The sequence below is a fragment of the Methylobacterium sp. CCH7-A2 genome (genome assembly GCF_001557075.1).
Taxonomy (GTDB): domain Bacteria; phylum Pseudomonadota; class Alphaproteobacteria; order Rhizobiales; family Beijerinckiaceae; genus Allobosea; species Allobosea massiliensis.
The window spans coordinates 1-26,357 of sequence record NZ_LSKN01000245.1 but is presented as its reverse complement, the minus strand read 5'-3'; the positions used below and the strand labels follow the sequence as shown (position 1 = coordinate 26,357).

The 26,357-nt window shown below is 67.6% G+C and carries 26 protein-coding genes and 1 tRNA gene; 9 read left to right on the top strand and 18 right to left on the bottom strand.

The window, feature by feature from the left end; translation table 11 throughout:
- The first annotated feature begins 85 nt into the window (after positions 1–85).
- On the top strand, positions 86–322 hold the full coding sequence (locus tag AX750_RS18655; protein ID WP_156446618.1) for a hypothetical protein: 237 nt from the start codon (positions 86–88) through the stop codon (positions 320–322).
- A 39-nt stretch (positions 323–361) separates the two neighbouring features.
- On the opposite strand, the gene AX750_RS18650 is transcribed toward AX750_RS18655, so the two are convergent.
- A tRNA-Ser gene (locus tag AX750_RS18650) sits at positions 362–451 on the bottom strand.
- Positions 452–791: 340 nt separating this feature from the next.
- On the opposite strand from AX750_RS18650, the gene rplU reads away from it, so the two are divergent.
- From rplU to AX750_RS18635, 3 genes are all read left to right on the top strand, one after another.
- Positions 792–1,484 (top strand): 50S ribosomal protein L21, encoded by a 693-nt coding sequence (rplU, locus tag AX750_RS18645; protein WP_066723572.1) that lies wholly within the window; start codon positions 792–794, stop codon positions 1,482–1,484.
- 100 nt (positions 1,485–1,584) lie between these two features.
- Positions 1,585–1,851 carry a 50S ribosomal protein L27 gene (rpmA, locus tag AX750_RS18640; RefSeq protein ID WP_066723575.1) on the top strand — a complete coding sequence of 89 codons (267 nt, stop codon included), beginning with the start codon at positions 1,585–1,587 and terminating at the stop codon, positions 1,849–1,851.
- Positions 1,852–2,003: 152 nt separating this feature from the next.
- Positions 2,004–2,657 carry a GNAT family N-acetyltransferase gene (locus AX750_RS18635; RefSeq protein ID WP_082733283.1) on the top strand — a complete coding sequence of 218 codons (654 nt, stop codon included), beginning with the start codon at positions 2,004–2,006 and terminating at the stop codon, positions 2,655–2,657.
- A 135-nt stretch (positions 2,658–2,792) separates the two neighbouring features.
- On the opposite strand, the gene denD is transcribed toward AX750_RS18635, so the two are convergent.
- The 6 genes from denD to AX750_RS18605 form a co-directional block, all read right to left on the bottom strand.
- Complete coding sequence (gene denD / locus AX750_RS18630) at positions 2,793–3,776, bottom strand: D-erythronate dehydrogenase (protein WP_066723578.1); 984 nt, start codon at positions 3,774–3,776, stop codon at positions 2,793–2,795.
- 31 nt (positions 3,777–3,807) lie between these two features.
- On the bottom strand, positions 3,808–4,554 hold the full coding sequence (locus AX750_RS18625; RefSeq protein WP_066723581.1) for an SDR family oxidoreductase: 747 nt from the start codon (positions 4,552–4,554) through the stop codon (positions 3,808–3,810).
- A gap of 36 nt (positions 4,555–4,590) precedes the next feature.
- Positions 4,591–5,289 (bottom strand): GNAT family protein, encoded by a 699-nt coding sequence (locus tag AX750_RS18620; protein ID WP_066723585.1) that lies wholly within the window; start codon positions 5,287–5,289, stop codon positions 4,591–4,593.
- A complete protein-coding gene (locus AX750_RS18615) occupies positions 5,286–5,612 on the bottom strand; it encodes a hypothetical protein (RefSeq protein ID WP_066734603.1) in 327 nt (108 codons plus the stop codon). The genes AX750_RS18620 and AX750_RS18615 overlap by 4 nt, the downstream gene beginning before the upstream one ends.
- Entirely contained in the window at positions 5,609–6,448 is an 840-nt protein-coding gene (locus AX750_RS18610; RefSeq protein WP_066723591.1) for an isocitrate lyase/phosphoenolpyruvate mutase family protein, read from the bottom strand. The genes AX750_RS18615 and AX750_RS18610 overlap by 4 nt, the downstream gene beginning before the upstream one ends.
- A 214-nt stretch (positions 6,449–6,662) precedes the next feature.
- Positions 6,663–8,525, bottom strand: coding sequence for an IlvD/Edd family dehydratase (locus AX750_RS18605; RefSeq protein WP_082735244.1), 1,863 nt, complete (start codon positions 8,523–8,525; stop codon positions 6,663–6,665).
- Positions 8,526–8,806: 281 nt separating this feature from the next.
- On the opposite strand from AX750_RS18605, the gene AX750_RS18600 reads away from it, so the two are divergent.
- Positions 8,807–9,991 (top strand): pyridoxal phosphate-dependent aminotransferase, encoded by a 1,185-nt coding sequence (locus AX750_RS18600; protein WP_066723594.1) that lies wholly within the window; start codon positions 8,807–8,809, stop codon positions 9,989–9,991.
- A complete protein-coding gene (locus AX750_RS18595) occupies positions 9,988–10,332 on the top strand; it encodes an SMR family transporter (protein ID WP_066723597.1) in 345 nt (114 codons plus the stop codon). The genes AX750_RS18600 and AX750_RS18595 overlap by 4 nt, the downstream gene beginning before the upstream one ends.
- A gap of 168 nt (positions 10,333–10,500) precedes the next feature.
- Here the strand turns inward: AX750_RS18595 and AX750_RS18590 are convergent, their stop codons facing one another.
- Positions 10,501–11,322, bottom strand: coding sequence for a DUF3108 domain-containing protein (locus AX750_RS18590; protein WP_067254842.1), 822 nt, complete (start codon positions 11,320–11,322; stop codon positions 10,501–10,503).
- Between the two features lie 275 nt (positions 11,323–11,597).
- On the opposite strand from AX750_RS18590, the gene rpmB reads away from it, so the two are divergent.
- Positions 11,598–11,885: a 50S ribosomal protein L28 gene (gene rpmB, locus AX750_RS18585; RefSeq protein WP_066723603.1), complete on the top strand. Its 288-nt coding sequence runs from the start codon at positions 11,598–11,600 to the stop codon at positions 11,883–11,885.
- 169 nt (positions 11,886–12,054) lie between these two features.
- On the opposite strand, the gene AX750_RS18580 is transcribed toward rpmB, so the two are convergent.
- The 7 genes from AX750_RS18580 to AX750_RS18550 form a co-directional block, all read right to left on the bottom strand.
- Positions 12,055–13,056 carry an esterase-like activity of phytase family protein gene (locus tag AX750_RS18580; protein ID WP_066723605.1) on the bottom strand — a complete coding sequence of 334 codons (1,002 nt, stop codon included), beginning with the start codon at positions 13,054–13,056 and terminating at the stop codon, positions 12,055–12,057.
- 31 nt (positions 13,057–13,087) lie between these two features.
- Positions 13,088–14,989 (bottom strand): cobaltochelatase subunit CobT, encoded by a 1,902-nt coding sequence (gene cobT, locus AX750_RS18575; protein WP_066723607.1) that lies wholly within the window; start codon positions 14,987–14,989, stop codon positions 13,088–13,090.
- Positions 14,986–15,402 (bottom strand): GNAT family N-acetyltransferase, encoded by a 417-nt coding sequence (locus AX750_RS18570; protein ID WP_066723609.1) that lies wholly within the window; start codon positions 15,400–15,402, stop codon positions 14,986–14,988. Before AX750_RS18570 ends, cobT begins: the two co-directional genes overlap by 4 nt.
- 14 nt (positions 15,403–15,416) lie before the next feature.
- Complete coding sequence (gene cobS, locus AX750_RS18565; RefSeq protein ID WP_066723612.1) at positions 15,417–16,403, bottom strand: cobaltochelatase subunit CobS; 987 nt, start codon at positions 16,401–16,403, stop codon at positions 15,417–15,419.
- Positions 16,404–16,583: 180 nt separating this feature from the next.
- Entirely contained in the window at positions 16,584–17,765 is a 1,182-nt protein-coding gene (locus tag AX750_RS18560) for a glycosyltransferase (RefSeq protein WP_067254838.1), read from the bottom strand.
- Positions 17,762–19,003 carry a glycosyltransferase family 4 protein gene (locus tag AX750_RS18555; RefSeq protein ID WP_066723618.1) on the bottom strand — a complete coding sequence of 414 codons (1,242 nt, stop codon included), beginning with the start codon at positions 19,001–19,003 and terminating at the stop codon, positions 17,762–17,764. The genes AX750_RS18560 and AX750_RS18555 overlap by 4 nt, the downstream gene beginning before the upstream one ends.
- The gene (locus AX750_RS18550) at positions 19,000–19,662 is read right to left on the bottom strand and encodes an SAM-dependent methyltransferase (protein WP_067254836.1); all 663 of its coding nucleotides are present in this window, start codon (positions 19,660–19,662) and stop codon (positions 19,000–19,002) included. Before AX750_RS18550 ends, AX750_RS18555 begins: the two co-directional genes overlap by 4 nt.
- Positions 19,663–19,688: 26 nt before the next feature.
- Between AX750_RS18550 and AX750_RS18545 the strand changes: the two genes are divergently transcribed.
- The gene (locus AX750_RS18545) at positions 19,689–20,291 is read left to right on the top strand and encodes a hypothetical protein (protein WP_156446498.1); all 603 of its coding nucleotides are present in this window, start codon (positions 19,689–19,691) and stop codon (positions 20,289–20,291) included.
- Positions 20,292–20,311: 20 nt separating this feature from the next.
- Here the strand turns inward: AX750_RS18545 and AX750_RS18540 are convergent, their stop codons facing one another.
- The 3 genes from AX750_RS18540 to AX750_RS18530 are packed head-to-tail and all read right to left on the bottom strand — an operon-like array spanning position 20,312 to position 25,432.
- Positions 20,312–22,234 carry an adenylate/guanylate cyclase domain-containing protein gene (locus AX750_RS18540; RefSeq protein WP_066719449.1) on the bottom strand — a complete coding sequence of 641 codons (1,923 nt, stop codon included), beginning with the start codon at positions 22,232–22,234 and terminating at the stop codon, positions 20,312–20,314.
- A gap of 16 nt (positions 22,235–22,250) precedes the next feature.
- Positions 22,251–22,700 carry a cyclic nucleotide-binding domain-containing protein gene (locus AX750_RS18535; protein WP_066719456.1) on the bottom strand — a complete coding sequence of 150 codons (450 nt, stop codon included), beginning with the start codon at positions 22,698–22,700 and terminating at the stop codon, positions 22,251–22,253.
- Entirely contained in the window at positions 22,697–25,432 is a 2,736-nt protein-coding gene (locus AX750_RS18530) for an ABC transporter ATP-binding protein (protein WP_066719462.1), read from the bottom strand. Before AX750_RS18530 ends, AX750_RS18535 begins: the two co-directional genes overlap by 4 nt.
- A gap of 237 nt (positions 25,433–25,669) precedes the next feature.
- Here AX750_RS18530 and AX750_RS18525 point away from each other — a divergent pair.
- Positions 25,670–26,357 (top strand): ABC transporter ATP-binding protein (locus AX750_RS18525; protein WP_156446499.1); only part of this gene is annotated, 688 nt, incomplete at its 3' end.

Genomic DNA, 26,357 nt, shown 5'->3' with positions numbered 1-26,357 from the left:
TGGCGAGGACCATGAGGACAGCCTGAGCGGCGGAACCACAGGCGCCCTCTCCCGGTTGCATCAGCAGAGCCCGCAGGAGGCGCCCATGAGATCGACGTCCGCCAATTCCATGGTCGCAGCCGCGACGATCGCCGTCTCGGCGGTCATGCTGACGATGCTTGCGATGGCCGACAACCGCCCTGCCAAGACGCTCTGCCGGGACGTCGTTCCGGGTTCGATCGTCGAGGTCATGAATTGCCCCCAAACCGCACAGGCCCCGCAGCTGGCGAAGTCTGTCGTGCCGGCTCAACAGACGCGGCTCGCCTTTACAGCTGGCCAGTGAACCGGAGCAGAAGGCGGGGAGCTGGCGTCTCGGCGGAAGTGGCGGACAGGGAGGGATTTGAACCCCCGATACCCTTGCGGGTATGCCGCATTTCGAGTGCGGTGCATTCAACCACTCTGCCACCTGTCCGCGGTCGCCTTCGGTCGAAGCGGGCTGGTTACTACACGCGGAGTTCGGCCAAAACAAGCCTTCGCTCGCGCGCCGGTCGCTTTCTGTTTCTCGCCGTCGCCGGGGCTTAGCTTTCGGAGCGCGAGGCGACGCTTTCGCTTGACCTTCGTGACCCTTGCGACTATCGAGCCTCGTCCGGCGTGGGGAAACCCGCGCCCGATCTCTTTTGGCCCATCGGTTTCGCCGCGCGCGAACCTTGAGCCGTCAAGAGCGAACCCTGACCCGTAACGACTGCCAAAAAGCCGTCCCGCATGCGCCTCGTCGAGGCCGTGACAGGGCGGGGCCGAACATGGAGGATAAAATGTTCGCAGTCATCAAGACCGGCGGAAAGCAGTTCCGCGTTGCCGCCAACGATCGCATCACCACCGCCAAGATCGAAGGCAACCCGGGCGACACCGTCGCCTTCGACACCGTGCTGATGCTCACCGACGGCGAGAAGACCACGCTCGACGCCAAGGCCCTCTCCGAGATCACGGTGGCCGCCGAGATCGTCGAGCAGGCCCGCGGCGACAAGGTCATCGCCTTCAAGAAGCGTCGCCGCCAGAATTCGAAGCGCAAGCGTGGCTTCCGCGCCGAGCTGACCGTCATCCGCATCACCGACATCCTCACCGGCGGCAAGAAGCCGGAGATGAAGAAGGGCGAGGCTTCAGCCGTCGCGCTTCAGGCCGGCGCTGCCGAAGCCAAGGCCAAGCCCGCCGCGAAGGCTCCCAAGGCCGCCAAGGCCGAGGCCGGTGCGCTGGACGCCTCCAACCTCTCGCTGATCTCGGGCGTCGGCCCGACCATCGAGAAGAAGCTGCGCGCCGCCGGCATCACCTCCTGGAACGACATCGCCGCCTGGACCGAGGCCGACGTCGCCAAGTGGGACGAGGAGCTCAAGCTCCGCGGCCGCGCCACCCGCGAGGAGTGGGTTGTTCAGGCCAAGGAACTCCTGGCTGGCAAGCCCCCGCGGGCCAAGGCCGACCAGGCCGAGCTGGCTTCCGGCGAGGACTACTGACGCCTCCCGTCAGTCCCGTTTTCGCTTCCCCGCCCGAACCGGCTGGCTTTTGCCGCCGATTCGGGTTAGAGAGACCACATCAGTTTTGAGGTAGGGCGTTATGGCTCACAAAAAGGCAGGCGGCTCGTCCCGCAACGGTCGCGACTCCGAAAGCAAGCGCCTCGGCGTGAAGAAGTTCGGCGACCAGGCCGTCATTCCGGGCAACATCATCATCCGCCAGCGCGGCACCCGTTGGCATGCCGGCGTCAATGTCGGCATGGGCAAAGACCATACCCTCTTTGCGACTACGGCCGGCCGCGTCCGATTCACGACGAAACTCGGCCGAGCTTTCGTGAACGTAGTCCCGGCCCAAGAGGCCGCAGAGTAAGACGGCGGATAGGGACTTCTCCGATCCGCCGGTTCCATCGAACCGGAACGGATCAGGGGTCCAGCCCTCTACGGGGTCACCCAAGGTCAGCGAAAGGGAGGTGGGACCAAATCCCAGCTCCCTTTTTTCGTTTGCGCCGACGGAGAGACCCGATGTTCCCCGAACTGACCCGCGACGATGTCTTCCGGCTCGAGACCCGCCGTCTCTGGCTGCGCTGGCCGCGCATGGCGGACGCTTCCGCCATCCTGCGTCAGGCGGGGGAGAAAGCCGTGGCCGAGATGACGGCCTCGATCCCGCATCCCTATCCGGTGGAAGCGGTCGAGCCCTTCATCTTCGCCATGCGCAAGGGCAATGCGCTGGGCGAGCATCTGGTGCTGGCGATCACGCCGCGGTCCAAGCCCAACGAGCTGATCGGCATGATCGGCGCGCACAGGCAGGCCACGGGCGTGCCCTTCATCGGCTACTGGCTGGGAACGGCCCATTGGGGCAAGGGTCTGGCGACCGAGGCCACCCAGGCGCTGATCGACACCGTGTTCTCGCTGAGCGAGATCAAGGCGATCGAGGCCGATGCGCGGGTCATCAACCCCGCCTCCAAGCGCGTGCTGGAGAAGTCGGGCTTCCGCGCCGAGGGCTCGTTCCTGAAGTCTCTGCCGGCCCGCGGCGGGCTCTTCCCCTGCGAGCAGTACCGGCTCGACCGCTCGACCTGGGCTGCCCTGAAGACCTGGGGCACCAGCGGCTGGACCCATGCGCCGGAGATCGAGCCTTCCGTCGCCGTCGACACGCCGGGCGAGCCCTGCCCGGCGTGAAACCGACTACTTGGCAGCCTACCCCGTCATGCTCGGCCTTGTGCCGAGCATCCACGTCTTGGCAACCCCACTTGGGCAGCGAAGACGTGGATGGTCGGGACAAGCCCGACCATGACGGCGGTATACGCTAACGGCCTACTTCACGAAGGTTCCACCGAGCTCATCCTCGATATGGATGCGGATGATCTCGTCGAAGCTCGACTCGGCCTTGAAGCCGAGCGCGATCGCGCGCTGCGGGTCGAAATTGCGCGGCCAGCCCTCGACGATCTTGTCGATCACCGGGTCGGGCACGCGCTTGATGCGCGCCACGACACCGTCTCCGGCGACCTTGCGCAGCGCCTCGATCTGCTCCGCCACCGTGCAGGAATAGCCGGGCATGTTGAGCGCGCGGCGCGGGCCCACAGCCGCGAGATCCATGGTCGCGGCATGGATCAGGAAGTTGACCGCCGAACGCGGCGAGGCGTGCCAGTGGCGTACCTGGTCCGACACGGGCAGCACCGCGTCGATGCCGTTCAGCGGCTCGCGGATGATGTTGGAGAAGAAGCCCGACGCCGCCTTGTTGGGCGTGCCCGGCCGCACGCAGATCGTCGGGAAGCGGATGCTGAGCCCGTCGAAGAAGCCGCGGCGGCTGTAATCCGACAGCAGCAATTCGCAGATCGCCTTCTGCGTGCCGTAGCTCGTCAGCGGCGTCGTGAAGAACTCGTCGCCGATCTTGTCGTGGAACGGCGCCCCGAACACGGCGACCGACGAGGTGAAGACGACTCGCGGCTTGTAGCCGTCGCCGGTCAGGCGGATCGCCTCGAACAGGAAGCGCGTCCCGTCGAGATTGATGCGATAGCCCTTCTCGAAATCAGCCTCGGCCTCGCCGGAGACGACCGCCGCGAGATGAATGATCAGCTCGGGCCGCGAGGCGATCAGCTTTTCGGCCTCGCCAGGCACCGAGAGGTCCGAGACGATCGCGTCGAAGGCGAAGGCCGCCCCCTTCGGCGCCTGCGCCGCGACGACGTCCTGCGCCGTGACCTTGACGATGGGCTTGCCGCCCAGTTGCCCGTCACGGGCGAGACGCTCGATGAATTTGCGGCCGGCCATGCCGGCCCCACCGAGAACGAGAATATGCATGGGCTTTCTCCCTGTTGTTGTTCTTGTGCGCTCAGAGAGCGAAGCCGCCATCGGCGAGATGGATCTGGCCGGTGGTGTAGCTCGCCTCGTCGGAGGCGAGATAGACGGCGAGCCAGGCGATCTCCTGCGCCGTGCCGAGCCGGCCCATCGGCTGGCGGTCGATGAAGGCCTGCCGCGCCGCCGCTTCCGTGGTTTTGGTCGAAGCCGCCAGGTCTTTGATGCGCTGGTCGAGCGAGGGGGACTGGATCGTGCCGGGGCAGATGGCGTTGGAGCGGATGCCCTTCTTGATGAAATCGGCTGCGACCGCCTTGGTTAGGCCGATGACCGCCGCCTTGGTCGTGCCATAGGCGTAGCGGTTCGGGATGCCGCGCACGGAGCCGGCGCCCGAGGCGATGTTGACGATCGAGCCCGAACCCTTCTCCAGCATGCCCGGCAGGAACGCCTTGATCGTGCGGTGCATGGAGGTGACGTTGAGGTCGAAGGAGAAATCCCAGGCCTTGTCGTCGGTGTCGAGGACCGTGCCGTGATGGACGTAGCCGGCGGCATTGACGAGGATATCGATCGTCCCGACCTTGGCGGCGAAGCTCTCTACAGCCCGGCTCGACAGGACATCGAGCTTGCGCTTCTTCGCCTTGGGAATGCCCTCCAGCAGCGCGACGTCCTTGTCGGTCGCCCAGACGGTCGCGCCCTCGGCCACGAAGGCCTCCGCGATCGCGCGCCCGATGCCCTGGCCGGCGGCGGTGACGACCGCGACCTTGCCCTTCAAACGTCCTGCCATGTGAAGTCCTCGCCTTCGCGTTTCTTGGTGGTGAAATTAGGCCTGAGCGGCCCTGAAGCTTTCGAGACGGGCCTTCTGTTGGCCGTCCGAATCGAAATTGCCCGGATCGAGCCAGGCCTCGAAGGCGGCATTGATCGCCGGCCATTCGCTGTCGAGGATCGAGAACCAGGCGGTGTCGCGGTTCTTGCCCTTCACCACCATGTGCTGGCGAAAGAGCCCCTCATACTGGAAGCCGAAGCGCCGCGCCGCACGCTTGGACGGCTCGTTGAGATTGTTGCACTTCCACTCGAAGCGCCGGTAGCCGAGCGAGAAGCCATAGGCGCCGCAGAGATGGATGGCTTCGGTCGCCACCCGCGTTCTCTGGAGCACGGGCGAATAGGTGATGTAGCCGACCTCGAACACCCCTTGGTCGGGCCGGATCTCCATCAGCCAGAGATGGCCCTTGGCCTTGCCGTCGGCCGTGTCGATGATCGCGAAGGGGACGATGCCGGCCTTGCCCGCCATCATCGCCAGCAATTCGCCATAGGCTTCCTTCGTCTGCGGCGGATGCGCCGGCATCCACTCCCAGATGGGGTCCTGGCCGGCATTGACGGCCCAGATGTCGTCGAGATGCCGGGCGGGGTCGATCGGCTCGAGCCGGCAATAGCGCCCCTCGAGCACCCGCGCCGGCGGAAAGGGCGGTGCCGTCCAGTTCAGGACCGGATTGTGCTCGGCGGTCGGCGTTGCGGTGCTCATGGCTTAGTCATCTCCTGCCAGCCCGCGAGATCGGCCGAGACCGACCAGCCCGCGCCGAGCTCGGCCGCGATGGCCGCCGTGATGGCGTGCCCCTCGGCCTCCCAGGCGCGCTGCTCGGCTTCGCTGGGGAAGCGCGAGCGGGCCTCGGCATCCTCTTCGTAGATCGCATCGAAGGCGTCCATCCAGGCTTCGAGCCGGTCCGCCAGATCCTCGCTGAGCCCGATCTCCTCGGCATCGACGGCGCTGCGGCGGCCCTTGGCATCCAGCGTCCAGAGACCGCTCTGCCCGAGCCAGGCCGGCGCGATCAGGAGCATCCGGCTCATGAGCGAGCCTTGAGATCGTCGCGGAAAAAAGGCTCGATCGGTGCAGTGACGGAATTGCCCGCAAAGCCGCTGAAGCGGCCCTCCTCCCGGATCAGCCGGGTCGATTCGATAAAACCCGCCCAGGCGGAGCGGGCGGAAGCCCCCCCCGTGGACAGGCGCCTGACGCCCAGCGCATCGAAATCGGCGACGGTCAGGCCGAAATCGGCGAAGACGACGACATTGATGGGCTTGCCCCGCGCCGCCGCGACGACTGCGGCGATCTGCTCGGGGGTCCGGACCCAGGGCGCGTAGAGCACGTCCGCTCCGGCGTCCGCGAAGGCGCCCAGACGGCGCACCACCTCGGGCAGCGGATCGGGATGGCCGGTGAGGAAAGCCTCCGCCCGCGCCGTCAGCACCACCCCCGAACCGGTCTCGTCGATCGCCCTGCGCGCAGCGCGGATGCGTTCCACCGCGAGCTCGAACGGATAGAGCGGATCGGCCTCGCGCCCCGTCGCATCCTCGATCGAAAGCCCCGCGACCCCGGTCGCGACGCAGAGCTTGATGTTGGCGGCGACGCCGTCGGGCGTGTCGGCATAGCCGTTCTCGAAATCGGCGTTCACCGGCAGGTCGGGAACCGCCTTCACCATCTCGGCGATGTGCGCGAGCATCATGTCGCGCGGCACGTCCTGGTCGGCCCGCCCCTGCGTGAAGGCGAAGCCCGCGCTCGTCGTCGCCAGCGCCTTGAAGCCCTGGCCGCGCAGCCAGCGCGCCGAGCCGAGATCCCACGGGTTCGGCATGACGAAGCAGCCGGTCTCGTGGAGCGAGCGAAAGGCAGCGACCTGAGCGGAATAGGCCATTTTAAATCGTTTCAGAGAGGCATTGGCAACCGGCCGCGCATAGTGTCCGCAAAGGCGTGCCTTGTCAGCCCCGGTGGCACGCGCAGCGGGAGCGGCGCCGATGCGTGCGTGGAATGGCACCCGTTGGCGTCATTCTCGGGCGGCGCATGGCGCCGACCCGAGGATCTCTTGCCGAAGATGCTCGGGCCGAGCCCGAGCATGATTCCCCGCCCGATCAGTGATTGTCGCGCGGCACACCGAATTTCTTGTGGATTTTCTGGTACTTGACCGCCGGTTTCAGCACCATGCCCTCGGAGAGTTCACCGACGATCTTGCGCTGGATCTCCTGCCAGGGCGTCTGGCTCTTGGGGTATTTGTAGCCACCGGCCGCCTTCAGTGCGGCGCGGCGCTGTGCCAGTTCCTCATCGGAGATCAGGATGTTGGCGGTGCGCTTGGTCAGGTCGATACGGACCTTGTCGCCCGTTTTCAGCAGGGCGAGCCCGCCGCCCGTCGCCGCTTCCGGCGAGGCGTTCAGGATCGAGGGCGAGCCCGAGGTGCCGGACTGGCGCCCGTCGCCGATGCAGGCCAGCGCCGAGACGCCCTTCTTGATGAGGTAATCCGGCGGCCGCATGTTCACCACTTCGGCCGCGCCGGGATAGCCGATCGGCCCGACGCCGCGGATGAACAGGATGCAATGCTCGTCGATGGCGAGCGCTGGGTCGTCGATGCGGTGGTGATAGTCCTCCGGCCCGTCGAAGACGATGGCGCGGCCCTCGAAGGCATTGGGATCCTTCGGGTTTTCGAGATAGCGCTTGCGGAATTCCGGCGTGATCACGCTGGTCTTCATGATCGCGGAATCGAACAGGTTGCCGGACAGGTTGAGGAAGCCCGACTGCGCCTTCATCGGCTCGTCATAGGTCTTGATCACGCGCCGGTCGACCGAGAAGAAGCCTTCGCAGTTTTCGGCGAGCGTGCGGCCGTTGGCCGTGATCGCCGGCTTGATCTTGCCCTTGGCGACGAGCTCGGCCACCACGGCGGGAACGCCGCCGGCGCGGTAGTAGTCCTCGCCGAGATACTCGCCCGCCGGCTGCAGGTTGACCAGCAACGGGACGTCGTAGCCGATACGGGTCCAGTCCTCGTTGTCGAGCGGCACGCCGATATGCTTGGCGATGGCGTTGACGTGGATCGGCGCATTGGTCGAGCCGCCGATCGCCGAATTGACGACGATCGTATTCTCGAAGGCCTCGCGCGTCAGGATCTTCGAGGGCACCAGGTTCTCCCAGACCATCTCGACGATGCGCTTGCCCGTCAGATAGGCCATCTCGTAGCGGTCGCGATAAGGCGCGGGGATGGCGGCGCCGCCCGGCAGCGTCATGCCCATCGCTTCGGCGAGCGAGTTCATCGTCGAGGCCGTGCCCATCGTGTTGCAATGGCCGGCGGAAGGCGCCGAGGAGGCGACCAGATCGACGAAGCCTTTGTAGTCGATCTCGCCGGCCGCCATCATCTGGCGCGCCTTCCAGACGATCGTGCCCGAGCCGGTGCGCTCGCCGCGGAAGTTGCCGTTGAGCATCGGACCGCCCGGCAGGGCGATGGCGGGAATATCGACCGTCGCGGCGGCCATGATCTGCGCCGGCGTGGTCTTGTCGCAGCCGGTCGTCAGCACAACGCCGTCGAGCGGGTAGCCGTAGAGGATTTCGACGAGGCTGAGATACTGCAGGTTGCGGTCGAGCGAGGCGGTCGGCCGCTTGCAGGTCTCCTGGATCGGATGGATCGGGAACTCAAAGGGCACGCCGCCCATCTCGCGGATGCCGTCGCGAACGCGGTGGGCAAGCTCGATATGGTGCCGGTTGCAGGGCGCGATGTCCGAACCGGTCTGGGCGATGCCGATGATCGGCCTGCCCGATTGCAACTCCTCGCGCGACAGGCCGAAATTCATCGTGCGCTCGATATAGAGCGCGGTCATGTCGGCATTCGCGGGATTGTCGAACCAGGCCTTCGAGCGCAGCTGCTCCGGCTTGATGCGCCGAGGCGCCTTCTTCTTCGTCGTGGCGACCGGGCGCTGATCGCGCGGCAGGTTGCTTTCGGGGGTCTTGGCCATCCTCGTCTTCCTCTCGCGCGGCGCGGACACTGACGGCCGCTTGCCGATCTCTGCTTCCACCAATTCGAGACAGGCACATCATGCCCATCGGCCGGGGCGCGGCAAGAGCCGATCCGGCGATAGTCATACTATTTACGCGGCCTGCATACAGCATGCAATCGAGCGGATCGGCGGCGACAACGCTTGCCAGCATGCCCCTTTGACTCCAAGAGAGACGGCAAGAGAGGACAAGGCCCCGTTCCCAGCGGGCCGCCGCGCGACCAAGCCCGAGGAAATCCGTCATGACGCTCCATGTCGTCCCCGCCTTCGCCCGCATCGGCGAGGAGAACGCCTTCGCCGTTCTGGCACGCGCCACCGAACTGCAGCGCCAGGGCAAGGACATCATCAATCTCGGCATCGGCCAGCCCGACTTCCCGACGCCCGACCACATCGTCGAAGCCGCCGTGAAGGCACTGCGCGACGGCCATCACGGTTACACCCCGGCCAACGGCATCCTGCCGCTGCGCGAGGCGGTCGCGGCCGATCTGCACAAGCGCTTCCAGGTCGAGGTCTCGCCCGAGAGCGTGATGATCGTGCCTGGCGGCAAGGTCACCATGTTCATCGCGATCCTGATGTTCGGCGAGCCCGGCGCCGAGATCCTCTATCCCGACCCGGGCTTCCCGATCTACCGCTCGATGATCGAGTACACCGGCGCGACGCCGATTCCCGTGCCGATCCGCGAGGAGAACGGCTTCGCCTTCTCGGCCGAGGAGACGCTCGCCCTGATCACGCCGAAGACACGGCTCCTGATCGTGAACTCCCCGGCCAACCCGACCGGTGGCGTGACGCCGAAGGCCGAGGTCGACAAGCTCGTCGCCGGGCTGGCGAAGTTCCCCGACGTCGCGATCATGTCCGACGAAATCTACGACCAGATGCTCTATGACGGCGAGCAGCATGTCTGCCTGCTGAGCTATCCCGAGGTCCGCGACCGGCTGATCCTGCTCAATGGCTGGTCGAAGACCTATGCCATGACCGGCTGGCGCATGGGCTGGTCGGTCTGGCCGAAGCCCCTCTACGACAACGCCCGCAAGCTCGCCGTGAACTCGCATTCCTGCGTCAACGCCCCGGCCCAATGGGCCGGCCTCGCGGCGCTGACCGGCCCGCAGGACGCGGTCGGGATGATGCTGGCGGAGTTCGACCGGCGCCGGAAGGCGGTGGTGAAGGGGCTGAACGCCCTGCCTGGCGTCTCCTGCATCGTGCCGAAGGGGGCCTTCTACGCCTTCCCGAACGTCTCGCGGACCGGCTGGAAGGCCAAGAAGCTCGCCTCCGCCCTCCTCGAGGAGACCGGCGTCGCCACCATCGGCGGGCCGGATTTCGGCGTCCATGGCGAGGGTTATATCCGCCTCTCCTACGCCAACTCGCTGGAGAACATCGAGCGCGCCCTGGAGCGCATGGGCACGTTCCTCGAGAGCGCGAAGGCCGCATGAGCTTTGGCGCCGCGAGCTATCTCTACCTCGCGGCGGCGATCGTCAGCGAGGTCATCGGGACTTCGGCGCTGAAGGCGTCGAACGAGTTCACGCGACCCGTGCCGACGATGATCATGCTCGCCGCCTTCCTCAGCGCCTTCTATTTCCTGACGCTGACCTTGCGGACGATCCCCGTCGGCGTCGCCTACGCCATCTGGTCGGGCGTCGGCATCGTCATGATCAGCATCATTGCGCGGGTACTGTTCGGACAAAAGCTGGACCCGCCCGCCATCATCGGCATGGCGCTGATCGTGGCGGGCGTGCTGGTGATTAACCTGTTCTCCAAATCGACGGCGCATTGAGGCGCTTTCAGCCCCTCCATCGTCATCCTGGACCAGCCGCGAAGCGGCGCAGGCCGGGATCCATCATAGAGTGATGTCGCGTCCTACGATGGATCCCGGGACGACCTTCGGTCGCCCAGGATGACGCCCGTTTCCGAACAGCGGAGCGTGGCGATAGGCCCCGCCGCCTCAGTTCCTCGCCGTGCTCGCCGTCATGCCGGGATCGACCTTGAAGCTCGAGGCTTCGAGCACGGCGGTGCCGATCATGGTCTTCACCGAGACCCGCACGGGCACCATGACGTTGGTGCCCGCGACCGGGGCGAGCCAGGTGCTGATGTCGCGGTTCTCGATCATGAACTTCGTGCTCGGCCGCTCCGAGCGATGCCCGGCGATCGGGACATAGCGGACCTGGCAGACAGCGACCGGGCCGCTATAGCCCTCGAGCTTGACCTCGCGCGTGCCGGACTGGCTCATCTTGATGTCGTAGCGCGCCGCGCCGTCGAAGATCTGCAGCGTCCGGTTGCAGGCATTGGCCAGCCCCTTGCCGACGACCGGCATCAGGAAGGCGCTGAGCGGGTCGATCACATTGCGGCGATGGCCGTCGTTCAGCGGCACGCGGTCCGGCTTGGCCTCGATCGGCGGCTCGATCTCGACCGCCGCCACCGCATTGCTGTCGAGCGCCATACGCACGGTGCGGCTTTCGCTGGAGCTGGCCGAGCTGACCGCGAAACTGGTCGGCGAAAGCTTCGTACCGTTCAGATTGCCGGTGGCGGCACCGGAGCCGCGCCCGCCGGTGAAGCCGCCGACCAGACCGGTGAGCTTGGCGGTCAGGTCGAGCTTATAGGCCGAGCCCTCGATGCCGCCGGTCAGGTTGGCGGTGCCGAGCGTCAGGCCCAGCAGCGACACGTCGTAGCGGGCATCGAGCGAGGCGGCGGCGGCCGGAACTGCGAAGCTCGCGGCACCGAAAGCGAGCATCAACCCGCCGAGAGACGATGCGATGGCGGGTTTCATCCACTTCCTCCAGACGGCTATGCTGCCGACATGCCCTGCGAATCGGTCCGAATCGTGACCCTTTTCGACGGTCTTGGCGAGCGCGCAGATGCCGCGGCGGGCCCTTGCCCCATCGCCCGCCCGTTTCCGCACGCGGCTGAGCGGTTTTCCTTGACGGCCCCGCCGGCCTTGGCTATGGAACCGCGACTTCAATTTGACTTCCGGTGCTCATGTCCGGCACGTCGCGTGTCGGCATTTTTGTTTGAGCCAGCCGGTTGGATGTAAGGATCGACACCATGGCGCGCCGTTGCGAACTGACAGGGAAGGCCACCCTCACCGGCCACCTCGTCAGCCACTCGAACCGCAAGACGAAGACCGTCTTCCGGCCCAACCTCGTCAACGTCACGCTGCAGTCGGACGCGCTCGGCCGCTCGGTGCGTCTGCGTGTCTCGGCGAACGCCCTGCGCAGCGTCGATCACCGCGGCGGTCTCGACGCCTTCCTGATCAAGGCCTCGGCCTCGGATCTTTCGGCCGGCGCCCTGACGCTGAAGCGCGACATCGAGAAGAAGCTCGCCACCGCCTGAGGGGGCGATCCTTTTCGGATCTGAAGGAAGCGGCCGCGAGGCCGCTTTTTTCGTTGGGGCACCGCCGTCATGCTCGCCCTTGTGGCGAGCATCCACGTCTTGAACACCAGGCTCGATCAAGGGAGACGTGGATGGTCGGCACAAGGCCGACCATGACGGAACGACCGCTTCAACCCAGTTCGAATTCCAGCAGCACGGTCCGCTGCAGGAACGAGAAATTATCGTCGGAGACCAGGGTCAGCACGGTGCGCCCCTCCTCCCGATGGACCGCAAGCCCTTCCATATTGTCGATCTCCTGGCCAAGATCGGCTTGGATCAGCGTCGGTCCGTCGAGCAGCGCCCCGGCCTTCAGGTTCGCGCCGGGGATCCGGCGGATTCGCATGCCGACGCCGCGCAAGGTCCGGTACCAGCGCTCCAGCACCACGAGGTCGCCGTCGGGCAGAAAGGCGAGGTCGGTGATGTCGAAGCCGTCGTGGCGGGCCACCTGGAACAGCCCGGGCTGACGGCCCAGGATGACGCCCAGCGTCGGCTCGTCCTCTCCTCCGGAGCGCTCGGCGATGGCGATGATCGCGCCCGCCAGCGGCTGGCCGGGAGGCACCACGCCGATCGCCTCGAGCCCGCGATTATCCGGCAGGCGCTTGACCTCGCGCGGCACCAGCACCAGCCGTGCCCGTGCCATCACGCCCTCAGTCGCCCAATCGAAGCGCAGCACGTCATGCGTCCGCTCGACGCCGAGATAGGCGACGCCGTCGGCGATGCAGAGGCTCTCGGTGTCATAGTAGCGCGAGCGATGCAGCGGCCGGCCGGAGCTGCCGAGGATCGGCGCCAGCTCGGCATCCTCCAGCCCGGTCAGCCGCCCCTCGCGCGAGGCGAGACGGCCCGTCAGCCAGAAGCCGTTATCGGTGATCGCGACGAGATCGGCGCCGCCCGCTCCGCGCCACAGCCCCGACAGCCCGCCGAAGCGGGGGTGGCTGCCGCTGAGCACGAGCCCGCTGCGGAAGATGAGCTGGCCGAAGCGCGTCTTGTCCGGGTTGCGCGGCTCGAAGGCGGCGATCGGACGGGCCGTCACCGCGAGCGGGATGCGGCCCGTGTCGGGAGAAGCAGCCTCGGCCGGGCCCGCAGCAGCCCAGGCGCCCAGCCCGGCGAGCGCGGAGCGGCGCGTCAGGCGCATCGGGAGGACGCGTCTGTCTGCGAAACCCCGCTCACTGCAGCCGCCGAGATCCGCGCGACGGCTTGGCGGCGAGCCCGGCATCCTCCTCGAACAGCTCGGCCAGCTTCTCGGTCATGACACCGCCGAGTTCCTCCGCATCGACGATGGTCACGGCCCGGCGGTAATATCGGGTGACGTCATGGCCGATGCCGATGGCGATCAGCTCGACCGGCGAACGCGTCTCGATCTCGGCAATGATGTGGCGCAGATGCCGCTCGAGATAGTTGCCGGAGTTGACCGACAGGGTCGAATCGTCGACCGGCGCACCGTCCGAGATCACCATCAGGATCTTGCGCTGCTCCGGCCGCGCCAGAAGGCGCTTATGGGCCCAGTCCAGCGCCTCGCCGTCGATGTTCTCCTTGAGCAGGCCCTCGCGCATCATCAGGCCGAGATTCTTGCGGGCCCGGCGCCACGGCGCATCCGCCGCCTTGTAGATGATGTGGCGCAGATCGTTCAGGCGGCCGGGACTCGCCGGCTTGCCCGATTGCAGCCAGCTCTCGCGCGAGAGACCGCCCTTCCAGGCCCGCGTCGTGAAGCCGAGCAGCTCGACCTTGACGCCGCAGCGCTCCAGCGTCCGCGCCAGGATGTCGGCGCAGGTCGCCGCGACCGTGATCGGCCGGCCGCGCATCGAGCCGGAATTGTCGATCAGCAGCGTCACCACCGTGTCGCGGAAATTCGTGTCCGATTCCTGCCGGAAGGAGAGCGGCTGATAGGGGTCAATGATGATGCGCGGCAGGCGTGCCGGATCGAGCGCACCTTCCTCGAGATCGAACTGCCAGGAGCGGTTCTGTTGCGCCATCAGGCGCCGCTGCAGCCGGTTGGCGAGCCGCGCTACCACGCCCTGGAGATGGGCGAGCTGTTTATCGAGGTAGGCCCGCAGCCGGGTCAGTTCCTCGGCATCGCAGAGGTCCTCTGCCGTGACGACCTCGTCGTATTTCTGGGTATAGGCCTTGTAGTCGGTCTGCGGACGGTCGTTGGCCTTGCTCTCGCGCGGGCGCGGAGCCTCACCGGCCTCGTCGGCTTCCGAGTTCTCGTCCTCTTCATCCCAGTCGCCCGAGGGCGCATCGGAGGCTTCGGTCGCCCCCTCCTGCAATTCCTCGGTCGCATCGTCCGAGACCTCGACCTCGGAGCGCTCGCCGGCGCTCTCCTGCTCGGCCTCGCCGTCCTGCTGCTGCTGTTCCTCGGAGGACTGGTCCTTGTCGTCCTCGTCCTCCTCGGATTCCTCGCCCTGCGCCGTCTGCTCGGCCATGTCGAGCGAGGCCAGCATGTCGCGCACGGTGCGGGCGAAGGCGCGCTGGTCCTCGACCGATTTCGACAGCCGGTCGAGATCGGCGCCGGCCTTGGCCTCGATCTGCTCGCGCCAGAGATCGACCAGCTTCTCCGCCGCCTTGGGCGGCTTCAGCCCGGTCAGCCGCTCGCGCACCATCAGTGCGAGCGCGTCCTCGAGCGGCGCGTCGGCGCGGTCGGTGATCTCCTCGTAGCGGCCGCCGCGGTGATAGCGGTCCTCGAGCATGGCCGTGATGTTGCCGGCCATGCCGGCCATGCGCCGCGCCCCGACGCATTCCACCCGCGCCTGCTCCACCGCATCGAACACGGCGCGCGCCGCATCGCCCTCAGGCGCGGCGCGGCGATGCACGGATGCGTCGTGGCAGGCCAGCCGCAGCGCCATCGAATCCGAATGGCCGCGCAGCACCGCGACGTCCTGCGCCGTCAGCTTGCGCGGCGGTTCGGGCAGGCGGGCGCGCTCGCCGACCAGCGAGGGTTTGTCGGCGGCGAAGACGATCTCCATCTCCGGCTTGCGCGCAATCGCCTTCATCGTCGAGGAGATCGCCCGCTTCAGCGGCTCCGCCGGCGCTTCCTTGGTCGTCCCGGGCTTGCGGTTGGAAATGCTCATAGCGCCTTCGCGAAATGGTGGATCCGATGGCCGGCGACGGGATAGTCCTCCATCACGCCGCAGGGCTGGTAACCCAGCCTGGGATAGAACTGCGGCGCCTGGATGCTCATCGTACTCAGATAGACGCCACGGGCGCCGCGCTCGCGCGCGGTCGTTTCAGCCAGTGCGACCAGCGCCTCGCCATGGCCGGCGCCGCGATGGGCCTCGTCGATCCAGAGCAGATCGATATGGAGCCATTCCCACTTCAGCTCCCCGATCAGCCCGCCGACGATCACGCCATGATCGTCGCGCAGGCTGAGCGCCAGCGGCTCGCTGTTGCGCGGCCCGACCCGGGCCGCATTGTAGGCGCTCAAGCCCGCGACCACGGCCTCCCTCGTCGCGGCGACATCGCTCTCGCGCTGGAGGGTCGCCATGGCGGGGACGGCCCTCAGCTCAGGACGACGTTCGCCGCGCTCTCCGGCAGTTCCTTGCCGAAGGAGCGCTGGTAGAACTCGGCCACCAGCGTGCGCTCCATCTCGTCGCACTTGTTCATGAAGGTGACGCGGAAGGCGAAGCCGACATCGCCGAAGATCGCGGCGTTCTCGGCCCAGGTGATCACCGTGCGCGGGCTCATCACCGTCGAAAGATCGCCGTTCATGAAGGCGTTGCGGGTCAGGTCGGCGACGCGGACCATCTTGTCGATCGTCGCCTTGCCCTCGGGCGTGCCCTGGAAGTGCTTCGACTTCGCGAGCACGATCGCGACCTCGTTGTCATGCGGCAGATAGTTCAGCGTCGTCACGATCGACCAGCGGTCCATCTGGCCCTGATTGATCTGCTGCGTGCCGTGATAGAGGCCCGAGGTGTCGCCAAGGCCGACCGTGTTGGCGGTCGCGAACAGCCGGAAAGCGGGATGAGGGCGGATGACGCGCTTCTGGTCGAGCAGCGTCAGCTTGCCGGACTGCTCGAGCACGCGCTGGATCACGAACATCACGTCCGGGCGGCCGGCATCGTACTCGTCGAAGACCAGCGCGATGTTGTTCTGCAGCGCCCAGGGCAGGATGCCGTCCTGGAACTCCGTGACCTGCTTGCCCTCCTTCAGCACGATCGCGTCCTTGCCGACGAGATCGAGGCGGGAGACATGGCTGTCGAGGTTGACGCGAACGCAGGGCCAGTTGAGCCGGGCCGCGACCTGCTCGATATGGGTCGACTTGCCGGTGCCGTGATAGCCCGAGATCATCACGCGCCGGTTATGGGCGAAGCCCGCCAGGATCGCGATCGTGGTGTCGTGGTCGAAACGGTAATCCGGGTCGAGATCGGGCACATGCGCCTCGGTCTTCGAATAGGCCGGCACCTCGAGATCCGAATCGATTCCGAAGGTCTGGCGCACCGACAGCTTCATGTCGGGCAGGCCGGCGGCAGTCGTCACTGTCATCATCAAGTCTCCGGGCGTGGGAGCATGACCGGAGAAGACCGGTTGTCCCGACGCCGACCGAGGAGGGAGGCAATGTCTCCCTAATTAGAGACAAAGCCCGGGACCGGCAATTCGCAAAGCGCCGGGTCGGCACTTCGCGGCAGGCATGCCGGGCTTGGCAAGAGCCGTGCCGCGGTCGCTGTCTCAGACGCTTGTCCGCTGCGCCAACAGCCGCGAGAGGATGCCGCCGATACGCCCGGCGCCGTCCAGATCGATCGAAGCGCGTGGCCGTTCTTCCTGCGCCAGTGCTGCGGCAACCGCCGCTGCCAGATCGGCAGGATGGGCGGGGTCGGGCCCCGAGAGACGCAGGCAGCGCGCCAATCCGGCTCTTTCCATGGCTTCGGCGCGGATCGACTGCTCCGTCTCAGCCCCCTCGTCGAAGGGCACCACGACTGCCGGCCGCCCTGCGGCGACGAGGTCGAGCACCGTGTTGTAGCCGGCCTGGCTGATCGAGAGCGCCGCCCGCGCCAGCAGCGCCGGAAAATCGGCCCGCACGCGCTCCACCGTGACGTTGGGCGAGGCTGATTGCCGCAGCGCGGCGACATCGCTCTCCGCCACGGCCTTGCCGACGAGGATGCGCCAGCGACGCGAGGCGTCGCCCAGCCGCGCCGCACCGAGGCAGAGCCGGAACAGCGGCAGCGCCGCAGCGGAGCCGCCACCCGAGACGAGCACCTCGCCCGCCCCCTCCCCATCGGGACCGCCCGGCGCCGGCACCGGCGGCGGCGCCATGTAGCCGGTATAATGCAGCCGCGCCGCCAGAGCCGGCGAAACCGGCCAGGAGGCCTCCAGCGGCAGGAAGTTCCGGTCGCCATGGACGAGGACGCCGTCGAACAGCGAGGCCAGGCGCTGCTCCGCCTCGGCGATCCGGTCAGGGCGTGGTGTCACCAGCACGTCGCGCACCGAGGCCAGCACCAGCGCGGACGGGTTGGCGGCCTTCGCCGCGGTGATCAGCGTCAGGAACTCCTCCGCCAGCTGTCGGCGTCCGAAGGGGAAATGCTCGGTCACGACGACATCGGGCTTCAGCGTCGTCGCCAGCGCCGCGAGCATGGCCCGGCGCCGCGCCAGCCGGCCGGCCTCGATCGGAGCCCCCGCCTCGTCGAGCAGATTGCGGAAATCCAGCCCCTCGACCTTGACCGGGGGCAGTTGCACGAACGCAAAGGGCTCACCCGCCATGTCGCGCAGCGGCATCCCGCCGCTCGCGAGCGTCACGGCGAAGCCGCCAGCCGCCAGCGCCCGCGCCAGCTGCGCCGCTCGCACCAGATGGCCGCTGCCGAGCAGATGCGTCACCGCGATCAGGACGCGCGCTGGCTCCCCCAGGACCCTCACGGCACGAGCCCCGCCGAGGCGCGCAGCCGCGCCGCGATCCCGTCAAGGCCCGCCTCGGCCGAGAAGGCACCGGTCAGCCGGGCCAGAGCCGCCTGGCCGAGCGCGCTTCGCCGCGGCGGCGCCTCCGCCAGGTCGGCGACAGCATGGGCCAGCGCCGCGACGTCGCCGGGCAGCACCAGCAGCCCCTCGACGCCGTCGCGCACGAACTCCGGAATCCCGGCGAAATCGGTCGCAACGATCGGCAGGGCCTGGCTCGCGGCCTCCATCACCACATTGGGCAGCCCGTCGCGATCGCCGTCCTCGCCCCTCTTCGAAGGCAGCACGAACAGATCCGCCTCGCGCAGCGCGGCGATGACATCGCCCTGCGCCTTCGGTCCGGCCCAGGTCACGCGCTCCCCGAGCCCCAGCCCCACGGCCTGAGCCTGCAACGCCTTCAGCCTCTCGCCGCCGCCGATATGGGTCAGGCGCCAGTGCAAGCCGGGCGGCAACCGCGCGAGAGCCGCCAGCAGATCGTCAAAACCCTTTTTCTCCACCGCCCGGCCGACGGTGACGATGCGGACAGGCGCGCCCGGGTCGCTCCCGTCGCGCGGCGGGCGCGGCGGTGGCGCGGGAAAGCGGCCGAGATCGAGCCCGTGATAGACCAAAGCGACCTTGTCGTGCCGGTCGGCCAGGCGCTGCAATTCGCGGTGGCCGTCCTGTGTGCAGGTGACGCCCCAGGCGGCCTCCGCGATCTTCTCGCGCTTTTCCCAATCCGGCGTGGTCCAGATGTCCTTGGCATGGGCCGAGAACGACCAACCGATGCCGCGCAGCAGGGCGGCGTAGCGGATCACCGAGGCGGGCGTGTGCAGATAGTGCACATGCAGGTGAGCCGTGCCGGGCGGCAGCTCGCGGGCCATCACGCAGGCCTGGCCGAAGCGGCGCAGGCGGTTGCGCGTGCGATCACGGACGAGGTCGCGCAGGAGGACGGGCAGCAGCCGGAGCAGGCCGGGCCGCGCGAGGGCGCCGATAACGCCGCGCAGAACGCGCCCCGGCTCCTCATGCAGATACTCCGGCAGATAATGCACCGGCACGCTGATCTGATCGTGCATCAGATGGCGCGCCGCGTCGGTCGGACGCCGCAGCGACCAGATCGCGAAGGGCACAGCGCGCTGCTGCAGGCCGAGCAGTTCCTGCGCGATGAAGGTCTCCGACAGGCGCGGATAGCCCTTCATCGCGATCGCGATGACAGGCTCGGTCATCGCCGGCCGATCAGCATGAAGCGGGTGTAGTTCTTCGTCGGCAGCGCGCCGGCGAAGAGCGTCTCGGAGAGGCCGGCCTGTGCCTGGAACGCCTCCAGCGAGGGCACGCAGCTGCGGTGGTCGGGCTCGCGGACATAATCGTTCGACTGCAGCAGCAGCGGCAGCCCCGTCGGCAGCGTGGCGAGCCAGCCCGGCACATCGACGAGATGCTCGCAGCTGGTGTTGATCACGAGGCCCGGGCTAGGCTCCTGGGCGGCGAAACCCAGCGTCATCATGTCCGCGGTCACGGCACGAAACCGGCCTTCTGCGACATGGCGGCGGTTCAGCCGCTCCGCGACAGGCGCGCAGGCGGGATCGAGATCGACGCTGACAACAGCGGGGATGGTCAGACGCGGATCATCGAGCAGCAGCGCCCCGAGCACGCCATACCAGGCTCCGAGCACCCAGACCGGGCCGTCGGGCCGCGGCAGGACCTCCGCCAGCGCATCGACCAGCCAGCGTTTCGAACCGATCTGCTTGTGGTTGAAGGCGATCCAGAGATCTTGCGGCATCCCGTCCGCAACGAGGCGCGCGAGATCGCCGACGACGCGGTTGCCGGTCAGGGCTGCGACGCCGCGCAGAATGTCATAGAAGGCGTCGGGCGGCGCGTCGGACGTCATGTCGTTTCGAAGAGCGGGGATCGAAGGTGGCGGGACCATATGCAAGCGCGGGCCCAAAGGCCAGCGAAGCCGGCCACGATCCGGACGCCCTCGCCGGCACCCGCCTGCCGCATTTGGCGAGCCCGGCAGCGGCGTTGCGACAGGTGCTGGCGGCCCATGCCCTGCGCCGCTGCGCCCATATCGTCGAGATCGGCGGCGCCGGCCTCCCGATCACCGGCTTTTTGACGCACCATCCGGCCAGCGTCACCGTCATCGATCCGAAGATTCCCGCTTATGAGGCCGACACGCTGAACGGTGCGCCCTGCCGCCTGCGCCACGTCGCCGCCAAGCTGCAGGAGGTCGAGATCGCGCCGGCAACGCCTTTTGGACTGGTGCTGCTCGGCCTCTCGCTCAAGCCCTTCGGACGCCGCGCCGCGACGCCGCCGGAACTGCTCGCCCTGGCCGCGGGCGCGGCCGTGCTCGTGATTGATTACGCGCTCGAGCTGGAACGGGCGCTGGGACAGATCGGCGCCCTGACCGCGACGCGCAGCGACGCGCCGGCCATCGATCTCTCGCTGACGATCCATGACGAGGCGCTGCGCGCTGCCGGCTTCGACCGCAGGCGCTTCCTGGTCTTTGGCGACGCCTGAGGCACACGGCCGCTCGCGGCTCAGGCGCCTGCGTCCTCGGGCGGCGCGGTTTTCTTCGGCGCAGCCTTGCGGCGCGGTTTGCGCGCGATCGGCGCCGCGGTCTCCTCGCCCGCTGCCGGCGCGGGAGCAGCCGTCTGCCCCGGCGCCGTCGCGGCCGCCTCCAGGACGGCCAGTCCGCCGGTCGCAGCCGGCGCATCCGCCGCTGCGGGAACGATTTCGGGCGCCTCTTCGAAGACCGGCGGCGCCGTCACGCGATCGTCGCGCTCGTCGGCCAGCTCCGGCGCGCTCGCGAAACCGATCGCGTTGATCGGCTTCTCGCGGCCTCGGATGGTGATCTTGAGTGCCGTCGTCCCGCGATAGCTGCGTCCGCTGGCGCGAATCGCCTCCTCCGAGACGAGGATGTCGGCCAGCACGCGGCGCGTCGCCAGTTCGAGCTGGGCGGCCACCGCCACCGTCTCGCCGACGGTGATGTCGCGCCGGCCCATGCTCTCGTTCTCGACCGCCCCGGTGATCGCCTGGCCGCTGTGGATGCCGATGCCGATGCGCAGCGGCAGGGGCAGCGCCGCCCCGAATTCCCGGTTCAGCGCCTCGACCGCCCGCACGATGTCGCCCGCGGACGCGATCGCGCTCTGGGCGCTGCGCGCCGGCGTGCCCTCCAGCCCGAACACGGCCATGAAGCCGTCGCCATAGAAGGCGTCGATGCGTCCACCATGGGCGGTGATCGCCTGGGCCATCTCGTCGAAGAAGCGGTTCAGGAGCCCGATCAGCTCCTGCGGGAGCTGGCGAGCGGAGAGCGCAGAGAAGGCCCGCAGATCCGCCACCACCACGGTCAGCCCGCGCTTGCCGATGCTGGTGTCGGGCTCGAGCTGGCCGGGCGTCGTCGCGCTCAGGCGGGACGCCAGGAGGATCTGCACCTGGACGTCGTCGCGCGGGCGGATCTGGCAGGCGAGACGCACCCGTTCTGGCGCCGCAATCCGGCGCAGCAGCTTCGCCTCGTTGGCTCCCGGAGGCGGCAGGCTGTCGCCGCCATCCAGAACCAGAACGCGGCATGTGGCGCAGCGCGCCCGCCCCCCGCAGAGCGCCGCATGAGGGATGCCGAAGCGGCGGAACATCTCCAGCACGGTCAGGCCGGGCGCGAGCTTGCGCACGCCATGGCCGACGAACCGCACGGTGATCTGCCGCGTGGTCCGAACCCGGATCTCGCGGATCGCCACGAAGGCGACGAAGCACCCGACCAGCCCATAGAAGACCGTCTTCGCCCAGGTGACGTTCTGGTTGAACATCACGATCTGGGCGTCCGACGAGACCTCTGGCGGCATCGCCATTTGCCCGGCCTCGCGCCCGCCGACGGCGAAGCCGATGAGGGCGAGGATCGGGATCAGGATCGCCAGCAGCAGGAACGGGTCGCGCCAGCGCTGATAGCCGTCACGCGAGCGCAGCGTGAAATGCAGGCCGATGATGCCGTGGACCCAAACCAGCAGCAGCAGGATCGTCTGCGACATCGCCAGCCCCGGCCAGAGACGGCGCAGCACGGCGCGGTAGCTCTCGTCGAGATGAAAGAAGCTCCCCATCACCCGTGTGCCAACGATATGGTCGATCAGAAAGAGCGGGATGGCGAGCCCGAGCGCGATCTGCAGCATCTCGCGCGCCGGCATCTTGAAGGTGCGCCGCTGTGCCACCCGCACGAGGGCGAAGAAGGGATGGACGATCAGCGCCCCGTAGAGCGCGATGGTTCCCGCCCAGGAATGCCACAACCAGTAACGCCATTCCTGCGCCTGCTCCATCGCCGCGACCCCGGCGATCCCGGCGGCATGGTTGAGGAAATGCGTCGTCGCAAAGAACAGCAGGATCATCCCGGAGGCGAAGCGGATGTCGCGGCTCCACGAGGAGACCTGATCCATGCCCATGCCGCTGCGCGTCACCGCGGTTTGCTGAAGGCTCATGCGGAAATCCGGTTCGTCAATGCACCTTCTCCGCATGCAGCGTGCGGTCCGCCAGCCGGTAGAGCCGCGACGCCAGGTCGCGCGTCAGCGCCAGGCTGAAATCGGGGATCGTCTCGAGCAGTTCGAAGAACAGATCCTTCGGCAGACGCAGCGCCACGACGGCCGTCTTGGCGGTGATCGCGCCGACATAGCTGCGCCCGGAGAGAAGCGGCACGTCGCCGACGAGGCTGCCGGTATGGAGCGGCAGCCTCGGCCCCTCCCCGTTCGCGCCGCCATGTGAAATCTCGAGTTCGCCCTGCAAGACGACGAAGACACCTTCAGGCGTCTCGCCCTCGGCGATGATCTGCGTCCCAGGATCGAAACGCAGCTTTTCTCCCATCAGCGCGACGAGCTTCAGCCGCGGCAGGGGCAGGCTCCGGAACAGCGGGACTTGCCGCAGGCATGAAATGTCCGTTTCGAGGGTCATGACCGCGCCTCCATGGTCTCGATGCCGTTCCGTTGACGCGTCGGGGGCGGCATCGCCGCCTCGTCCTCCTCCTCGGTCCCGCTCTCGAGGGTCGCCGAAGGCCCATTGAAGACGATCCTGAGGGGGATGTCACCGACGAGATGGTCGTCCCTGACGAGCAGGAACAGCGTCATGCCGGCGCAATGCTCGCGTAGCCGGGCAATGACCGCCTCGGGTTCCGCGGTCGTCGCGAGGAACGCGCCGAGATCGAGGATCGCGATCTGCGGCGCCTTGATCAGCGCCTGCGCCAGCGGGATGGCGAGCTTGAGCCGCGTCGGCAGGAACCGACCGCGAATGCCGCAATCGGTGTTGAGGCCGATGCGATAGAGGTCACCGTCGAGCCCCGCACGCGCCAGGGCCTTGCGGACGATCATCGCCACCTTCTTCCGCGCATCGGCGATACCGTGGCCGATGCGGCCGAACATCAGGTTGTCGCGCAGGCTCGCCCCGAGCATCACCTTGTCGGGATCGTAGAAATCGACGTCCTCCACCGCGTCGGCCGGCAGATGCATCTTGAAGCTCGCCCGCGCCCGCAGGATACGCTCACGCAGCCGCTCATCGAGCAGGTTGAGCCGGTGTTTGGGCTCGATATAGCCCAGCGCCAGAGCCACCAAATCGCGCTCGGCCACGGCGTCGAGGGGGCTGCGCATGTCGTGCTTGTCGAGCAAGGCCGCCAATTCGCCCATCCGGTCGAAATCCAGACCCGAGCCGAAGGAGTAACGCTCGAAGAGGGCATGGCCGTGCGGCAGCCCGGCGAAGATCTCGGCGACGGTTCCAGCGATCCGCGAGCCGACCTCGACCAGCGGCTCGACCAGCGACTCTGCCTTCAGGATCGCATGGGCGTAGGGCTCGAACAGCAGCGTCTCGTTGGCGAAGCGGGGGCTCATCCGGGCGCCGAAGATCAGGTTCTCGGCGATGGTCGCATTGTCGTTGTAGCTCTCGGGGTCGAAGGGCGTGATCAACCCGGCGAGCTTGCTGCGGGCGAGCTCCTCGGCCACCGCCCAGCGCGCATCCACGATCTGCGCCTTCGCCTCGGCGCGCAGACCGGCTGTCACCTTCCCGTCGAGGCCCAGCTCATAGACGTCCTCCGCACAGCCAAGCACATCGAGCACCGTCCTCACCCGCTGCGCCAGCTCTGCCTCGTCGGCCACGCCCGCTCCCTGGTAATCCGTCCAGTCGGCCTCGAAGGGTAGCGGCGTGTTGCCCGATCGCAGCGACTCGACGAAGCGCCGGTGTTCGCTGGTCGAAAGCCGGCCCTGGGGGCGGATGTCGGGACGGCGTCGCTTCAGCGGCAACAGGATGTTGTCGCGGATCGTGCCCGCGATGATCTCGGTCTCGTTGCCGGCATAGCCGATGAGATGGCTCGCCCGCTCGACCGACATGCGCGCCAGCGGAGCCGAGTCGAACATCACCCGCCCGGAATAATTCATCGCCTGCCGACCGAGGATGCGTCCCAGCACCTCCAGCCCGCCGCCGGCCGGACCGACCAACGCGACCTCGCCCGGTCGCGGAATGCGGACGGTCAGCGGCATCAGCAGGGGCTGGCCCCGATTGTCCAGCATCTGCACGCCGTCCAGCCGGATCTCTCCGGTCTCCGGCAAGCGCTCGACACCGCCCTCTTCGTCGAGCTGGACACGGTCTTCGGTGTTGAACTGAGCGATGACCTGCTCGTACTTGATCGTGACGTCGTTGCGCTGCTGGTCCCAGTCGATCAGCTCCTTGATCGGCGGCGGCAGGTCGCGATAGGCGGCGATGACGGCGACGAGCTGGCCGATATCGAGGCGCCCCTGCAGAGCGAAGAAGCCGCCGATCGCGTAGAAGAAGAAGGGCGTGATCTGCGCCAGCAGGTTGTTCAGGAACTTGACCGCGAATTTGCGCTTGTAGAGCGCGTAGCGGATGTCGAAGAGCCGGCCCAGCCGCCCGGCGATGTCCGACTGGACATAGGTCGTCGCGCCATGACCCTGGATCGTCGGCCCCGCATCGACGATTTCGCCGATCCGCCCGGCGAGCTGGCGGGAGGCGAGCTGGCGCTCGCGACCGAGCCGCAGCTGCTCGCGCCGCAGGATCGGGACGATGATGGCCTGTGCCAGCACGATCACCAGAGCGATCGACCCCAGCCAGACGCTCTGCACCATGATGAAGGTCAGCGCCGTCAGCGCCTGCGTCAGGAGGAAGACCGGCTGGATGAAGGCGTCGCCGACGAAGCCGCCGATCGGCTCGACCTCGTCCTTGATCATGCTGGCGACCTCGGCCGGCTTCACCGCCCGGATGTCCTCGGGGCGGAAGCGCATGAGCTGGCTGAAGAGGTCGTAGCGCATCCGCCGCAGCATGCGCTCGCCGAGGATGCCCTTGCGCACATTGATGACGTATTTGAACGCGCCGTTGACCAGCACCAGGAACAGGAAATAGCTACTCAGCCCCAGCAGCAGCCCGAGCTGACCGACCTGGAATCCCTCGAACAGCTTGAAGCTCGCACCCCCGAGGAAGGAGGGAAGGTGCAGGGTGAAGTCGAGCAGGGTCGCCGTGGTCTTGCCGTCCTTGAAGGCATTGCCCTGGATCGCATCGTTGACGATGCGCTTGGGCACGTCGAAGGACGCCCAATAGAATGGGATCGAGGCGAGGATGATGAGCAGGACGATGATCTGCTCGCCGCGGCTCTTCTCCCAGACATAGCGGAAGAGGCTGGTCTCCAAGAGGAATCCTCGCCGGTGCGCCGCAACCCGGCGCCCGTCTCCTGACCTTCGAAGGTCCATATGTGTGCCAGCCGCGCCGCGAGCGCAATGAGCCCGCTTTCACGCGACCGTCATCGCCGGGCGACATGGTCCGGCGCGGTGTCGCAGTCGGTCGAACCCCGTTGGCAAAGCGGCACTTTCCGCGTCTAGTGACGTTGTGATGAGGAACTGGGGGCGAAGCTCCGGCGAAAGCGGCTGATGGATATTCTTCGGATCAGCGATCTGCATATCGGGTTCACCGTTCACGGCCTCGCGCGCGACGTCGTGAAGGGCGTGAGCCTGCGTGTGCCCGCGGGCCGCACCGTCGCGCTGGTCGGCGAGTCGGGCTCGGGCAAATCGGTGATCTCGCAGGCGATCATGGGGCTTTTGCCCCGCGCTGGCGGCGTGACCGGGGGGGAGATCCTGTTCCGCGATCCGCTCACCCCCGACACCACTATCGACATTGCCGCACTGCCGGCGGAGGGCAAGGCGATCCGCGCCCTGCGCGGCGGGCGCATCGGCATGATCTTCCAGGAGCCGATGTCGTCGCTCTCGCCGGTCCACACCATCGGCAACCAGATCGAGGAAGCGCTGCTGCTGCACCGGCCCATGAGCAAGGCCGAAGCGCGCGGTCTGATCGAAACGATGCTCGGTCGCGTCGGCTTCAAGGACCCGGTGCGCGCCTACGGGCTCTATCCCTTCGAACTCTCGGGCGGGCTGCGCCAGCGCGCCATGCTCGCCATGGCGCTGATCTGCCAGCCGGCCCTGCTGATCGCCGATGAGCCGACCACGGCGCTCGACGTCACGATCCAGGCCCAGGTGCTCGACCTGATGCGCGACCTCCAGGCCGAAATGGGCATGGCGATCCTGCTCATCACCCATGATCTCGGCGTCGTCGCCAACATGG